The organism is Enterococcus sp. DIV0174 (assembly GCF_050529065.1).
GTDB classification, from domain to species: Bacteria; Bacillota; Bacilli; order Lactobacillales; family Enterococcaceae; genus Enterococcus_B; species Enterococcus_B thailandicus.
The window spans coordinates 589238-603444 of sequence record NZ_CP172881.1 but is presented as its reverse complement, the minus strand read 5'-3'; the positions used below and the strand labels follow the sequence as shown (position 1 = coordinate 603444).

14 protein-coding genes and 1 tRNA gene are annotated in these 14207 nt (G+C 38.3%); 5 read left to right on the top strand and 10 right to left on the bottom strand.

Annotation, left to right across the window (positions count from 1 at the left end):
* Window positions 1–21 precede the first annotated feature (21 nt).
* On the bottom strand, window positions 22–1353 hold the full coding sequence (rpoN, locus tag IGJ93_RS02920; RefSeq protein WP_067483738.1) for an RNA polymerase factor sigma-54: 1332 nt from the start codon (window positions 1351–1353) through the stop codon (window positions 22–24).
* 59 nt (window positions 1354–1412) lie between these two features.
* Here rpoN and IGJ93_RS02915 point away from each other — a divergent pair.
* Window positions 1413–1484: transfer RNA gene (locus tag IGJ93_RS02915), tRNA-Arg, on the top strand.
* A gap of 298 nt (window positions 1485–1782) precedes the next feature.
* Here IGJ93_RS02915 and rpoE read toward each other — a convergent pair.
* On the bottom strand, window positions 1783–2406 hold the full coding sequence (gene rpoE, locus IGJ93_RS02910) for a DNA-directed RNA polymerase subunit delta (RefSeq protein WP_067483737.1): 624 nt from the start codon (window positions 2404–2406) through the stop codon (window positions 1783–1785).
* A gap of 74 nt (window positions 2407–2480) precedes the next feature.
* The gene (locus IGJ93_RS02905; RefSeq protein ID WP_067483735.1) at window positions 2481–2918 is read right to left on the bottom strand and encodes a DUF1934 domain-containing protein; all 438 of its coding nucleotides are present in this window, start codon (window positions 2916–2918) and stop codon (window positions 2481–2483) included.
* Window positions 2919–3129: 211 nt separating this feature from the next.
* Between IGJ93_RS02905 and IGJ93_RS02900 the strand changes: the two genes are divergently transcribed.
* From IGJ93_RS02900 to yidA, 3 genes are read left to right on the top strand one after another with little or no spacing between them, the layout of a single operon-like run.
* Complete coding sequence (locus tag IGJ93_RS02900) at window positions 3130–3972, top strand: lipoate--protein ligase family protein (RefSeq protein WP_270345966.1); 843 nt, start codon at window positions 3130–3132, stop codon at window positions 3970–3972.
* Window positions 3956–5323: an HD domain-containing protein gene (locus IGJ93_RS02895; RefSeq protein WP_067483731.1), complete on the top strand. Its 1368-nt coding sequence runs from the start codon at window positions 3956–3958 to the stop codon at window positions 5321–5323. The genes IGJ93_RS02900 and IGJ93_RS02895 overlap by 17 nt, the downstream gene beginning before the upstream one ends.
* A gap of 20 nt (window positions 5324–5343) precedes the next feature.
* Window positions 5344–6156, top strand: coding sequence for a sugar-phosphatase (gene yidA / locus IGJ93_RS02890; RefSeq protein WP_071868663.1), 813 nt, complete (start codon window positions 5344–5346; stop codon window positions 6154–6156).
* 340 nt (window positions 6157–6496) lie between these two features.
* Here yidA and IGJ93_RS02885 read toward each other — a convergent pair whose 3' ends face one another.
* Window positions 6497–6967, bottom strand: coding sequence for an NUDIX hydrolase (locus IGJ93_RS02885; RefSeq protein ID WP_067483727.1), 471 nt, complete (start codon window positions 6965–6967; stop codon window positions 6497–6499).
* A 120-nt stretch (window positions 6968–7087) separates the two neighbouring features.
* Between IGJ93_RS02885 and gloA the strand changes: the two genes are divergently transcribed.
* Complete coding sequence (gloA, locus tag IGJ93_RS02880) at window positions 7088–7459, top strand: lactoylglutathione lyase (RefSeq protein ID WP_067484141.1); 372 nt, start codon at window positions 7088–7090, stop codon at window positions 7457–7459.
* A gap of 173 nt (window positions 7460–7632) precedes the next feature.
* On the opposite strand, the gene IGJ93_RS02875 is transcribed toward gloA, so the two are convergent.
* From IGJ93_RS02875 to IGJ93_RS02850, 6 genes are all read right to left on the bottom strand, one after another.
* Window positions 7633–8988 carry a TrkH family potassium uptake protein gene (locus tag IGJ93_RS02875; protein ID WP_067483726.1) on the bottom strand — a complete coding sequence of 452 codons (1356 nt, stop codon included), beginning with the start codon at window positions 8986–8988 and terminating at the stop codon, window positions 7633–7635.
* A 104-nt stretch (window positions 8989–9092) separates the two neighbouring features.
* A complete protein-coding gene (locus IGJ93_RS02870) occupies window positions 9093–9731 on the bottom strand; it encodes a V-type ATP synthase subunit D (protein ID WP_067483725.1) in 639 nt (212 codons plus the stop codon).
* A complete protein-coding gene (locus IGJ93_RS02865; RefSeq protein WP_067483724.1) occupies window positions 9731–11113 on the bottom strand; it encodes a V-type ATP synthase subunit B in 1383 nt (460 codons plus the stop codon). Before IGJ93_RS02865 ends, IGJ93_RS02870 begins: the two co-directional genes overlap by 1 nt.
* Window positions 11106–12887 carry a V-type ATP synthase subunit A gene (locus IGJ93_RS02860; protein ID WP_067483722.1) on the bottom strand — a complete coding sequence of 594 codons (1782 nt, stop codon included), beginning with the start codon at window positions 12885–12887 and terminating at the stop codon, window positions 11106–11108. The genes IGJ93_RS02865 and IGJ93_RS02860 overlap by 8 nt, the downstream gene beginning before the upstream one ends.
* 21 nt (window positions 12888–12908) lie before the next feature.
* Window positions 12909–13220 (bottom strand): V-type ATP synthase subunit F, encoded by a 312-nt coding sequence (locus tag IGJ93_RS02855; RefSeq protein WP_067483720.1) that lies wholly within the window; start codon window positions 13218–13220, stop codon window positions 12909–12911.
* Complete coding sequence (locus IGJ93_RS02850) at window positions 13210–14196, bottom strand: V-type ATPase subunit (protein WP_067483718.1); 987 nt, start codon at window positions 14194–14196, stop codon at window positions 13210–13212. The genes IGJ93_RS02855 and IGJ93_RS02850 overlap by 11 nt, the downstream gene beginning before the upstream one ends.
* Between the last annotated feature and the right edge of the window lie 11 nt (window positions 14197–14207).

Sequence of the window (14207 nt, the reverse complement as noted above, 5' to 3'; positions counted from 1 at the left end):
CTTTTACTAGCCCTCTTTTTTTTATTTATCATACCGTTTTCTTTTTGATGAACTCGGGATTCCTAAAAGATCTCGATATTTTGCAACGGTTCTTCTAGAAATCACAACTTCTTCTTTTTTTAGAAGTTCGACTAACTTTTGATCCGATAATGGCTTTGCTTTATCTTCCAGATCAACTAACTCTTGTAGTTTTTTCTTTGCCATTTCTGTGGATAAATCTTCCGACCCAGTCGTATTGTTATTTGCTATGCGGGTTGTAAAAAACTTTTTAAGTTCAAAAATGCCAAAAGTTGTTTCCAAATATTTTCCGTGAACAGCTCGACTCACAGTTGATTCATGGACATTGATTTCAGAAGCCACTTCTTTTAAGGTCAATGGTTTGATTGGTCGATTAACATCGGTGAAAAATTCTTTTTGGCGAGAAACGATTACTTGTGCCACTTTTAAAATAGTATCACCGCGTTGCATCATTGTTTTTTTTAGCCAATCAAATTCTTGCTTACGTTCTTTTAAATACGTAGCTGTTTCTTTGTCTGCTTTTTGATTCATTTGTTTGAAATAGGTTTCTTGAAAACGAATATTCGGCTGACTTGCTCGATTCGAAACTACCTGCACTTCGTTGTTGCTATGAACCAAAACCTTCACATCTGGAATGATATACAGTTCATTACTGTTGTCAAAGATCCTACCTGGACTTGGTGATAAAGTTTGAAGATAATCAAATATTTTTTGAACTTCACTAAGTTCGATTGAAAATTTTTGTGCGATGTCTTTCCATTTTCGTTGGACTAGTTCATCAAAGCATTCTTCCAAAACAATGTAAGCTAAAGCTGGAGCAAAATCATCTCTTTCAGTTTGTAACATCAGACATTCTTGAAGATTTCTAGCACCTACACCTGCCGGCTCTAGTTGTTGAATTAACGTCAATGCATCTAATAGTTGGATTGCTGATGCACCCGTGTCTTCGGACGCATCGGCCAAATCAATTGTCAAAAAACCATTTAAATCAATGTATTCAATCAAATATAAAATCATTTTACGTAAAAATGTGTCACGATAATTCAAATGTACTTGATCGATCAATGATTCAAACAACGAGCCTTTTGTATCAGGAATTTGATTAAGATAGCTTGTCTCTTCTCCATCATAATTGTTACTTGTTTTTTTGTAGTCCGGTTGCCATTCAGGCTCGACTACTTCAACCAAAGGATTTTCTAGCGCCTGATTTTCAACAAAGGCTAATAATTCTTCACTATTATATTGGAGGATTTGGATTGATTGCTGCAATTGCTGAGTCATAGCCAATTTTTGCGTTTGTTGTTGTTTTTGTGAAAAATTCTGTTGAAATTTCATTTTTTTGCCTTATCCCCTTGTAAATTATTTTTTGGTTGGTTACAATTATGCCAGTGCTTGCGTCCTTAGTGTAGTGGATATCACGTAAGATTCCGGTTCTTGAGACGGGGGTTCGATTCCCTCAGGACGCGTTCAATAGCCATTTTAGCATAATTTAAACATCTTTGCTTTCTATATTTAAAAGAAGAGGTTATGACAGAAGCAGTTGGCTTCTCCTTTTCTTGTGGAGTTTCGACTTACTTTCGAGGAAGTCGCGTCTGAAACATCATGTATTGAAACAGAGGCTGTGACAAAAGTATTGTCACAGCCTCTGTTTGTTCTCTTTTACCATCGACAAAAAAACCAACCAGCCATTTCCCAGCTAGTTGGTCCTGATCTTTCTATACATTTCTACAATTAGAATGCATTGCTCTTCAAGCGAAAGATTCGTTACTCTGTTTTTTCAGAAAATTCTTCATTGTCATACTCTTCATCATCATCGTCGTCATCGTCTTCGATAATGCTCAAGTCTTCTTCAATGTTTCCTGGTAATACTTCTTCATCGTCACTATTGTCATCCGCACCGATTTCTTGTAAATCAGAGTTGTACGCCGCGATTTCTTCATCGTCGTCATCATCATCTTCAAATAGATCATCGTCATCTTCATCAGACAAGTCAGTATCTTCTGGATCATCATCGTTATAGTCGATTGCATCTTCATCATCATTGATAAAGGCATTCACTTTTTTGCGTTTGCGGCGACGAGGTTTATCTTCATCTTCTTCGTCAATTCCATGATTTACTTCTTCATCAATTGAATCAATTGCATACCATGAGCGCAAGCCCCAACGGTTGTCACCTAAAGAAATAAAGCTGCCGTCAATATTTAAGTCAGTATAAAACTGTGCTAATGAATCACGAATATCTCCATCTGTTTTGCCAAGATAGTTTTGGATTTGATTAACTAAATCAGAAAAATCCATCACATCACCATGTTGTTCTAAAATCGCATGTGCAACTTCGATCATTGATAATTCGTTTTTGTTTGCACCTTCAAATACACTAATTTCCAATCAGGACACGTCCTTTCACAGTCTATCCCTTATCATACAAAATCAACGATAAAAAATCAAACTTTTCTTTTAAATTATGCTGTAAAATCTAAGGTCAAATGATATTCACCTAGTTTTTCTTCGCCCATAAATAGATCGTAAGCAATCACAATATTTCCTGAGGCCGGTCGATCTTTTAAACTAACATGCAGTTCGTTGGTAAAGGTCTGAATTAAAATCATTCCGTAAGGTGTCTTGTAGGCTGTTTCTAAACGTTCTTTATAGCCAAATTTTAGACGCATTCGCATTTCCCCAGCACGAATTAACTGAACATGACCATCAGGAATGATTTTGATCGTCACCGGAACTTCTTGTCCTGTTTCTTCTTGAACTTCTTTATACCGTATGTATAACGTATCACCAATTTTTACCATTTGACCCGTTAAATCAAAATAAAAGTCTTGCACTTCCCCTTGCTGTTTCACTTTTGTACGTAGTTTTATTGAAATCGGTGTTCCTTGTGATAAATCCATCTCGCATTCTCCTTTACTTCTCATAGGCTTATTGTTCCCAGTTTCTGCTATTTTGTCAACCAACTTGTATATTTTTTATCTTTTTGCTTTTTTCACCCTTCTTTAGCCGCTGTTAGTTCTTCTAATAAGAAGCGTACCTAAAAACTTCTGACTGTTTTTGAGGTATACTAGGAGAGAACTAAGGGAACTAACTGAACAAGGAGTTGATGAAATGAATCCTCCTATTTTATTGGATCAAGACATCTATCAAGGCAATGACTTTTCCCCTTTTGCATTGACCGATTTATTAACCGCTGAAACGAAGAAACAGCAACAAACATTTCTTCATTTCTGGCAATATAACAAAACAGTGATTTTTGGAATGAAAGATACCCGCACACCTTTCTTTACTGAAGGTGTTCAATCCATTCGCAAAGCGGGATATACGCCTGTCGTACGAAATTCAGGAGGCTTAGGTATCGTTTCTGATACTGGTATTTTGAATGTTTCCTTGCTATTTCCACAAACAGATGATAAAAAAATTTCAATTGATGATGGTTACGAACGAATGTTAGCTTTGACCAGAAAAGCTTTTCCTGAAGCAGCCATTGAAGCTTTTGAAATTTCTGACTCCTATTGTCCTGGAACGTATGATTTGAGTATCTCTGGGAAAAAATTTGCTGGAATTGCACAACGCCGAATCAAAAACGGGATTGCCGTCATGATGTATCTAAGCGTCAATGGGAATCAACAGGCACGCGGCGAATTGATGCGAAGCTTTTATCAAGTCTCACTAAAAGAAGCTTTTGGTATAGATGGCTATCCTGCTGTCCAACCAGAAAAAATGGCAAATCTTAGCGACCTTTTACAGCAACAATTGACCGTCTCTGAGGTTAAAATCCGCTTAGCAACTGCTTTTCAAAACCTTATGGGGCAATCTGTGCCTCTCATTCCCCTTTCTTCCACTGATTGGTTACAAAACTATATTTCAGCAGATGAATGGGAAACACAGCTAGCACGAATGGCTGACAGAAATTCTATCTTAAAGGAGCAACAGTATGACAATTCCTTATAAATACCAAGTTCTTCCTATTGAAAAGGTATTTCGTGATCCTGTCCATAATTATGTCCATGTACAGCATCAAGTTATTTTGGACTTAATCAACTCAAAAGAAGTCCAGCGACTACGACGCATTAAGCAATTAGGTACAGCTTCATTTACTTTTCATGGTGCAGAACACAGTCGCTTTACACATTCATTAGGTGTGTATGAAATTTCCCGACGAATTTGTGATATCTTTTCACGGAACTACTCGAAAGAAAAAATTGGTGAAAATGGCTGGGATGACAAAGAACGATTAGTTACGCTTTGCGCGGCACTTCTTCATGATGTCGGTCACGGTCCTTACTCACATACTTTTGAACATATTTTCCATACGGATCATGAAGCAATTACCGTAGAAATCATTACTTCACCAGAAACAGAAGTTTATCAAATCTTGAATCGAGTGGAAGATGGCTTTCCCGAAAAAGTTGCAAGTGTGATTCAAAAAACGTACCCCAATCCACAGGTTGTTCAAATGATTTCTAGTCAAATCGATGCCGATCGTATGGATTATTTATTGAGAGATGCTTATTACACAGGGACTGAATATGGAACTTTTGATTTGACTAGGATTTTACGAGTGATTCGTCCCTACGAAGGTGGTATCGCCTTTTCAATGAATGGGATGCACGCTGTGGAGGATTACATTGTTAGTCGTTACCAAATGTACGTTCAAGTTTATTTCCATCCAGTTTCTCGTGGAATGGAAGTCATTTTAGAACACCTACTTCATCGGGCACATGAACTTTATTTGGAAGACTCTGCTGCATTTGAAATGCATGCACAACTGTTGCTTCCTTTCTTGGCTGAATCATTTACGTTAGATGATTACTTGAAACTTGACGATGGCGTATTAGGGACTTATTTTACACAATGGACAGAAGCAACTGATCCGATTTTAAATGATTTAGCAAAACGATTTTTAAATCGAAAACCATTAAAATCTGCCACTTTTTCCGGTGATCGCAACTCACCACTAATCGAAGAACTCACTCTATTAGTTGAAAAAGTGGGGTACAATCCTGTGTACTACACCGCAATCAATTCTAGTTATGATTTACCTTATGATTTCTATCGTCCAGAGCAAAACCGACATCGTACCCAAATTGAGATTTTGAGAAATGACGGAACTTTGATAGAATTATCCAAGGTTAGCCAATTAGTTGCTGCTTTAGCTGGTCAAGAACAAGGTGACGAACGGTTCTTCTTCCCAAAAGAAATGGTTGATCCCACTTTGAGAAACCATTATGATCTCTTTGATGAAACATATCAAGAATTTGCCAGTCACATTCAAAATGGCGCACTAATTGAAAATAAGTAAGAAAAATGTTGGAGGAAATTATGTCTATCAAATTAATCGCTATCGACATCGATGGCACGTTGTTAAATGATCAACGTGAATTAACAACGGAAGTCAAAGAAGCAATTCAACAAGCAGACAAACAAGGAGTAAATATTGTCTTATGTACGGGTCGTCCATTACCTGGTGTCAGAGAACAACTCGAAGCATTAGAATTATTCAAAGACACAGACTATGTCATCACTTATAATGGTGCTTTAGTTCAACAAACGAAAACAGGAAACATCATCGCGCGTCACGGATTGACTCACGAAGACTTTTTAGAAATCGAAGTGATGGCGCGTCGAGTTGGCAGCCACTTACACTCAATTGATGAAAAAGCAATCTACACACCAAACCGTGATATTAGCCCTTACTCTGTCCATGAGTCTGGCCTTGTAAACATGCCGTTGAAATATCGTACCCCTGAAGAAATGACACCTGACATGAATATTGTCAAAATGATGATGATCGACGAACCTGAAATCTTAGATGCAGCAATTGCGCGTCTTCCTCAAGAATTTCGTGATAAATATACAACGGTTAAAAGTGCACCTTTTTACTTTGAAGTCTTGAATAAAGAAGCCAATAAAGGAGCCGCAGTTGCAAACTTAGCACAACATCTTGGCATCAAGCAAGACGAAGTCATGGCAATTGGCGACAATGAAAATGATTTGTCAATGATCGAATATGCTGGTCTTGGAGTAGCCATGGAAAATGCTTTAACCATCGTAAAAGAAGCAGCCAACGCACTAACAGCTTCAAATGAAGAACACGGCGTAGCTGAAGCAATCAAAAAATATGTGCTAAACTAAGCCAGCTGCATCACTTATTTGAGCAACTACTATTCCCAAAAAATTAGTAAGGTGAATCAGCAAAAAGGGCTGTGACAAATGGATTGTCACAGCCTTTTTTGCTGAATAAATGGCGTTCCTAAAGCAATTTCAAGTAATAAATCTACCCTTCCTAAAATTATGTGAAGTTGTTTTTAGAAACGACGTTCTTATTACTTGAAGTTAACTCCTTTGTGCCACAACTTTTTTACTTTCCTCAATGAATCACAAGCCAGAACTAAACGTTTAATAACCATCTGTTAAGTAAATCTTCTAAAATAGACGTTGAAGTTTTAAACAACTTAATTCTGTACTTACGATTTTAATTTTTTGTTTCAATTTCTTGTTCAACTTTATATTTGTCCTCTAGCCATTTTTTAACCGCCCATTGATGGCTACCTCTCTTCAGCTTCACAATCGCATCCGCAGGAGTTACCCACCAAATACGGTTTGTTGTTTCAGTAGGCTCCCCAATTTTTTCCCAACTTTTAGCAACATAAAAATAACCAGGGTTGTAATAATAGGTCGCGCGGTAGTTGGAATAAAAATATTCATCTGCTTGTCCTAAGAAACAATCAATGACTACCGTGATGCCAAGTTCTTCAATCATCTCACGAGCAATGGCTTCTTCTTTGGTTTCTTGTCCCTCAATTTCTCCGCCGGGTAGGAAAAATGCGCCATTTGGTGCCTCAACCAAAGCTATTTCTGTTTCTTTTTCTACAATGATATATGCAGCATAGCGTGTTTGATAGCTGGCTGACTGTTTCTTTTCTCCAAAAACTGGATAATCCATTCATTTTCCCACCTTTTTCTTTTTATTTTACATGAGAGTTTTCTCATGAACAAGCACCAATATTTATTTTTCTTGTTATTCTTTGCTATCATGAATAAAAAAGAAAGGAAGTTTTTATTTATGAAAATGGCACACACTTGCGTCCGCGTAAAAGACCTTGACGCATCTCTTGAATTTTATCAAACTGCGTTTGGCTTTGAAGAAAGTCGCCGTCGTGATTTTCCAGAAAATAAGTTCACTCTTGTTTACTTAACTTTGCCGGGAGATGATTACGAACTAGAATTAACGTACAACTACGATCATGAAGCATATGATCTAGGAAACGGTTATGGCCATATTGCAATTGCTGCAGATGACTTGGAAGCATTACATGAGAAACACCAAGCTGCTGGTTTAAATATAACTGACTTAAAAGGATTGCCGGGAACTGCTCCTTCTTATTACTTTGTTATCGATCCTGATGGTTATAAAATTGAAGTTATTCGTGGATAATCCACTCACTTAAAAAGAGCTAACCTAGATAGAAAAAACGCCTAAAATTCGTTTTGAAAACGTTGATTTTAGGCGTTTTTTTTTGAAATGTGTTAAGAACGATGGTTTTTTTATTTTTTCCCAGTTTCTTTTTTGTTTGGAGTATCGTCAAAAAAGTACTATTTTTATTTGACTTACCCAATCATCACACTTTCTTCTGGATATTTGATTTTTATTTCTTGCTGATGAACTTTTTTCATCAATGAAAAAGCAATCGTCAACACGCCAACGCGCCCAGTATACATCAATGCCATAATCAAAATTTTCCCAACAACTGATAAATCTGGCGTCAATCCCATTGTCAAACCAACCGTGCCAAAAGCAGAGAAGACCTCAAATGCGATATATTCAAGCCCCATTTTTTCTGGTACATATTCTGTAATTGATAAAATCATTACTGCCACCACACAAAGAGTCAGTGTTAAAAAAAATAAAGTCAACGCACGCAAAATAGTTGGTTGTCGTATCGTACGTCCAAAAATTTCAGCTCTTGTTCTCCCTTTAAACATTGAACGCATTTGCGCTAGCAACACACCCAAAGTGGTTGTTTTAAGTCCCCCCGCAGTTGAACCAGAAGTTCCACCGATGTACATCAAAAACATGGTTAGGATCAAACCAGCATGGCTCATCTTAGAATAATCAATCGACGAATAACCTGCCGTTCGAGGTGTCACGCTTAAAAAGAATGTATTAACTATCCGATTACTAAAATTGCCTTGTAAAAAGTTTGATCCATTTTTTTCCGTAAAAAGAAAAACGAAAAAACTACCTACTAACAAAATACTCGTCATACTTAAAGCAATTTTTGAGTGTAAACTGATTTTTTTCGTTTGATGAAAGGTCAACAAGTCACGCCAAACAATGAACCCTAATCCACCAGCAATAATCAATATTGAAATCACGAGTAATAAATAATTATTTTCTTGATGTGCAACCAGGCTCTCGCCTAACAAATCAAATCCAGCATTACAAAAACTAGAAATAGCATGAAAAATACCATACCAGCTTCCCTTAATCCAACCAAATTCAGGAACAAACACGATCGATAATGCCACGGCACCTACTAGCTGGATTACTAAAGCAAACTTAAAAATATAAAGCATCAAATCGGTTACACCAGCCATTTTTTCTAAATTCAACGCTTCTTTTAACACAATACGTGTACTCAAACTAATCTTTTTTCGAGCAAGCGTGAAATATAAAATTGGCACCATCATAAAGCCTAATCCACCAATTTCAATTAAAATCAGCAAAACCAGTTGTCCCAAACCATTCCAATGTTCGACAGTATTTAAAGTAGTTAGTCCGGTAACACAAATCGCCGATGTCGCTGTAAACAGCGCATCCAGATAGTTGGTTGCCTCCCCACTTCGACTAAAAAATGGCAGGGATAATAAGCTTCCTCCAGTAAAAATCAGCGCAAAAAAACCGAAAGCTAATAATTGTACCGCTGATAATTTTTGAAAAAGTTGAATCAATCGTGTCTTCAAGCAAGTTCACTGCCTTCCTGTTCGTCTTGTGCTAGTCCATTTTTGAGAAAAAGAGACTTGATTTTCATCAACTCTCTTTTTTCGCTTACGCGGAATTGTAGCTACTATGAATGGCTACTTCCCATATCCTTGATTTTGATTAAACGAGTAACTTCTGCACGTTCATTTTCTTCGAGTTTCATTTGAATGTAATAAATCGTTTCTTCCAACTGAGGAATCGTCATATACTCTAAAGCATTTACTCTTCGTCGTGTTTTTTCAATTTCGCTTGCCATCAACTGACACGTTTTTTCGATTTCCGTTAATGCCAACAGTTTAGGCAACACACTCGTAAATTGTTCAATTGCTTGATCTAGTTCTGCATTGGAGTTTAAATAGCCATATTCTAACGGCGCTTCTCCCAGTCGGTCATCATATTGAAAGTTCATCACAGGTACCTTGACGCTCATAATATTTTTTTCAGTCACTGCTAATTCCATCGTTTCGGCAGGTAGCACAAACAATTCTTCAATGAAGGCTTCATTGATTGATGCATTCGCAAGAACCACATTTGCCATGGCAGCCTGTAACTCAGCTTCCATTTCTTGACGAAGCTGATGATTTTTGCGAACGAGTAGAATAAACTGACGCATCAATTCATCTTGCTTATCTTTCAGTAATTTGTGTCCACGAGTAGCCGTTGTTAACTGTTTTTTTAAACGAGTAAACTCCATACGCGTTGGATTCACCGTTAGTCTTGCCATTAGCGCACTTCCTTTTCAGGTAAATATTCCTCTAGCAACTCTTCTTTGATTCGCTTTAACTCTGTCCTTGGTAACATCGAAAGTAATTCCCAACCTAGGTCAAGGGTTTCAAAAATTGAGCGATTCGTGGTAAATCCTTGATTGATGTACTCTTCTTCAAAACGGTTCGCAAATTTTGCATAGATTTTATCCACATCAGACAACGCCGACTCACCTAATACGATTGCAAGTTCTTTCGCTTGCTTTCCTTGCGCATAAGCTGCAAATAATTGATTCATCGTAGCTGCGTGATCGACCCTTGTTTTGCCGGCACCCGTTCCTTTATCCTTTAGTCGAGATAAGGAAGGTAACACATCAATCGGCGGCTGAATCCCACTCTTATACAATTCTCGTGATAAAATAATCTGCCCTTCTGTGATATAACCTGTCAAATCAGGAATCGGATGCGTTTTGTCATCTTCTGGCATCGTCAAAATCGGAATCTGAGTGACAGAACCCTTTACGCCACGAATTCGACCAGCACGTTCAAATAACGTTGCTAGATTCGTGTATAGATACCCTGGATAGCCACGACGTCCTGGAACCTCTCGTCGTGCCGCAGAAATTTCGCGCAAAGCTTCCGCATAATTGGTCATGTCTGTCATAATGACCAAGACATGCATCCCTTTTTCATAAGCTAAATACTCTGCTGCTGTCAATGCCATTCGTGGTGTAGCGATCCGCTCAATTGCAGGATCGTTAGCCAGATTCATAAACATGACACTTCGATCAATTGCACCCGTTTGACGAAAGTCTTCCATGAAAAATTCTGCTTCCTCAAATGTAATCCCAATTGCGGCAAAGACGACAGCAAAATCTTCCGCTTCATTCAGCACCGTTGCTTGTCGAGCAATTTGAGCGGCCAATTCTTTATGTGGGAGTCCTGAACCAGAGAATACAGGTAATTTTTGTCCTCTTACTAACGTATTCAAATGATCGATTGCTGAAATACCAGTTTGAATAAATTCATCGGGATAATCTCGTGCAACTGGATTGATAACTTCCCCATTAATATCGACTTTTTTCTCTGCCAAAATTTCTGGACCATGATCTTTCGGGCGACCTAGACCATCAAAGACTCTGCCAATCATGTCTTCAGAAACACCAAGTTCTAACGGATGCCCAAGAAATCGTACAGCAGAATCTCGCAGATTAATACCACTAGTTCCTTCAAAAATCTGAACCATTGCTTTGTCTTCTTGAACTTCTAACACTTGTCCTCGGCGAATTTCACCATTTTGCATACGAACTTCAATCAGCTCTTCGTACTTTACACCTGCTACTTTTTCTACCGCCATCAAAGGACCAACTACTTCACCAATCGTTTGGTATTCTTTAATCAACAGTCATTCCTCCTTCCACAATGATTTTTTGGATTGTTTCTTTCGTTTCAACCAATAGTACATCAAGCTGTTGGATTTCAGTTTCTGGTATATATTTACTTCGTGCAATTCGGTCACGAAGGACAACCGTTCCTTCCATGATTTCAGTTAAATATGAACCTACAGACAGCGCACGACGCGCTTCTTGTCCAAACGTTAAAATCAGTTGCAACATTTTGAACTGTTTTTCTCTTGAAGTAAATGTATCAACATCATCAAAAGCATTTTGCTGAAGATAGTCTTCTCGAATTGACTTTGCAACTTCCAAAGTCAAACGATCATTATCAGAAAGTGAATCAATCCCAACTAAACGAACGATTTCATTTAATTGTTCTTCCTCTTTTAATATACGCATGCCTTCTGTAACCATTTTTGACCAGTCTGCTTGCAATACTTGATCCAAATATTGACCAACTTCCGTCGAATACAAAGAATAACTTTGCATCCAGTTGATTGATGGAAAATGACGACGTTGTGCTAGGTTAGCATCTAACCCCCAGAAAACTTTCACCACACGCAATGTATTCTGTGTCACAGGCTCAGAAATATCTCCACCTGAAGGAGAAACGGCACTGATAGCTGTAATGCTACCTTCTCGGGGCACTGAACCAAGAGTCATTACTCGCCCTGACCGCTCATAATATTCTGCTAAACGCGAGCCCAGATAAGCTGGATACCCCTCGTCTCCCGGCATTTCTTCCAATCTACCACTCATTTCTCGTAAAGCTTCCGCCCAACGAGAAGTAGAATCTGCCATGATTGCCACATCATACCCCATATCACGGAAATACTCAGCAATTGTAATGCCTGTATAAATCGACGCTTCTCGTGCCGCAACTGGCATATTTGATGTGTTTGCAATTAAAACTGTACGTTCCATGATGGATTCACCAGTATTTGGATCAATCAATTCAGGAAATTCATTTAAGACATCCGTCATCTCGTTTCCACGCTCGCCACAACCAACATAAACAACCATATCAACATCTGCCCATTTAGCAATTTGATGCTGCACAACTGTTTTTCCAGCTCCAAATGGTCCGGGAACAGCTGCTGCTCCTCCCTTTGTCACTGGGAAGAAAGTATCAATCACTCGTTGTCCAGTAATCATAGGCGCTTCTGGGTTGCGTTTTTCCTTAATTGGTCGACTTCGTCTCACTGGCCATTTTTGCATCATCGTTAATTCTTGACTTCCTTGTTCAGTTTCAAGAACACATACAGCTTCATCAATCGTGAAATTTCCTGACGCTAATTGGCTGATTTTCCCACTGATTCCATTTGGAACCATGATTTTATGTTGGATTACTTTCGTTTCAGCCACAGTTCCAATTACATCCCCCGCAACGACAAACTCTCCTACCTCAGCTGTTGCTTCAAACCACCATTTTTTCTCATGATCTAAAGCTGGTAGTTGTACACCCCGACCTAAAAAATTACTTTGGGTGATTTCCATGAAGGTATCCAACGGGCGCTGGATACCATCAAACATTTGAGAAATAATTCCTGGTCCCAGTTCAACAGACAGTGCTTCGCCCGTTGAACGTACTGGTTCACCTGGTCCAATTCCTGATGTTTCTTCATAAACTTGGATTGAAGCGACATCACCACGCATTTCAATGATTTCGCCAATAACCCCAAGTTCTCCTACTAAACACATATCTTGAATGCTAGCATCACTCATATTTTCAGCCATAACAAGTGGTCCAGACACTTTGATAATTCTTCCAATTTGCAAATCATTCGCTCCTTTTCCCTACTATAAAATATTTTGACCTACGGCTTTTTCAACATTGTTTTGAATTTCAGTTAATCCAATCTTCTCTGTTCCTTGATAATTAGGAATCAATACGATTGCTGGTATCAGTTGTTCTTGGTAGCGAGCAATTACTTCTGGGATGGAAGTCGCACATTGTTCTGTGACATAGATTACACCATAGCCATCTTTTGCCATTTGCTCCACGAGTCGTCGTACATTCTGTGGATTTGTTTCAAAGTGAACATCAAAACCAACTAACTGAAAAGGTAAGACAGATGCCTTGTCACCAATTACACCAATTTTATGTCCCATAGACTGTCCTCACCCGCTCTCTGATTTGTTCTGTACTAAATTGGCTACGTTTACCAACTGCTAACAAACGCAAATTTTTTCCTTCTACTTCTTTTGCATTTAAAAAAGCAAGTAATGGTAATGGACCAAAAGCCTGTGTTTGCGCCTCTTGATAAAGGGAGGAAAGGTAATCATCCTTCAAACGTTCCAAAGTAATTAGATCAATTTCTGTTTCTTTTAGTGCAGGGCGAATAATTTCTGCATAATCAGTTGTTAATAAAAAGCGAGTATATGCTTCTAATTCTTGACCAACAAAAGACAAAAAGATTTCCTTTTCTATGCCACCCGCACTTGAAAGAACAGTTGTCATAAATCCTTTCGTTCGATTTTGACTCAGTCCACGTGCCATCGTTATAATATTTGTGAGATCAATCAATGCAATGATTTCCGTTAACAGTTCCTTGTACCCGAGTTTCTCGCCAAGTCGGCGCTGTTCTTTTAGAAAATGACGATCATAAATCACATCAATTCCCTGTAAAATAGTTGCCCCTTCAAAATAATCAAACACTTCACGGATACTGGCAAGTAATGTCTCCGGTAGTTCAACAGAATCTTGTGTTCGAATCGCTTCTTTCATCATATCTAATGAATAGAAGCCGTCATCAATAAATAACTGATCCAGATTTTTGCCTGTTAGCTCTGCCTTGGTTAAAACTTTCAAGTTATGGAAAGTAAAGCGCATCGTATAAATCCAAAGAATCTCTGGTTCAGGAACTCGTTCCTTTAGCCATGCAAACAATTCACTTTGTTCCTTTGCTAAGTTTTGTTCCAATTCGTATTCAAATCCCTCATAAACATAAGGTTGATAAATCGTCGTTTTCAATTGTTCGCCAAATGCGTCGATTGAAGGGGCTTGAATCAAACGCTCAAAATCTTCATTCGTCAATAATTCAAGCTCTCTCCCGCGAATCAAAGGATTTAATTCGTGATAGTTCATCGTTCCCCTCC

Coding starts and splice junctions, on each gene's coding strand:
- rpoN (WP_067483738.1), bottom strand. CDS start 1,353: ATGAAATTTCAACAGAATTTTTCACAAAAACAACAACAAACGCAAAAA.
- IGJ93_RS02905 (WP_067483735.1), bottom strand. CDS start 2,918: ATGGATTTATCACAAGGAACACCGATTTCAATAAAACTACGTACAAAA.
- IGJ93_RS02900 (WP_270345966.1), top strand. CDS start 3,130: ATGAATCCTCCTATTTTATTGGATCAAGACATCTATCAAGGCAATGAC.
- IGJ93_RS02895 (WP_067483731.1), top strand. CDS start 3,956: ATGACAATTCCTTATAAATACCAAGTTCTTCCTATTGAAAAGGTATTT.
- yidA (WP_071868663.1), top strand. CDS start 5,344: ATGTCTATCAAATTAATCGCTATCGACATCGATGGCACGTTGTTAAAT.
- IGJ93_RS02885 (WP_067483727.1), bottom strand. CDS start 6,967: ATGGATTATCCAGTTTTTGGAGAAAAGAAACAGTCAGCCAGCTATCAA.
- gloA (WP_067484141.1), top strand. CDS start 7,088: ATGAAAATGGCACACACTTGCGTCCGCGTAAAAGACCTTGACGCATCT.
- IGJ93_RS02870 (WP_067483725.1), bottom strand. CDS start 9,731: ATGGCAAGACTAACGGTGAATCCAACGCGTATGGAGTTTACTCGTTTA.
- IGJ93_RS02855 (WP_067483720.1), bottom strand. CDS start 13,220: ATGGGACATAAAATTGGTGTAATTGGTGACAAGGCATCTGTCTTACCT.
- IGJ93_RS02850 (WP_067483718.1), bottom strand. CDS start 14,196: ATGAACTATCACGAATTAAATCCTTTGATTCGCGGGAGAGAGCTTGAA.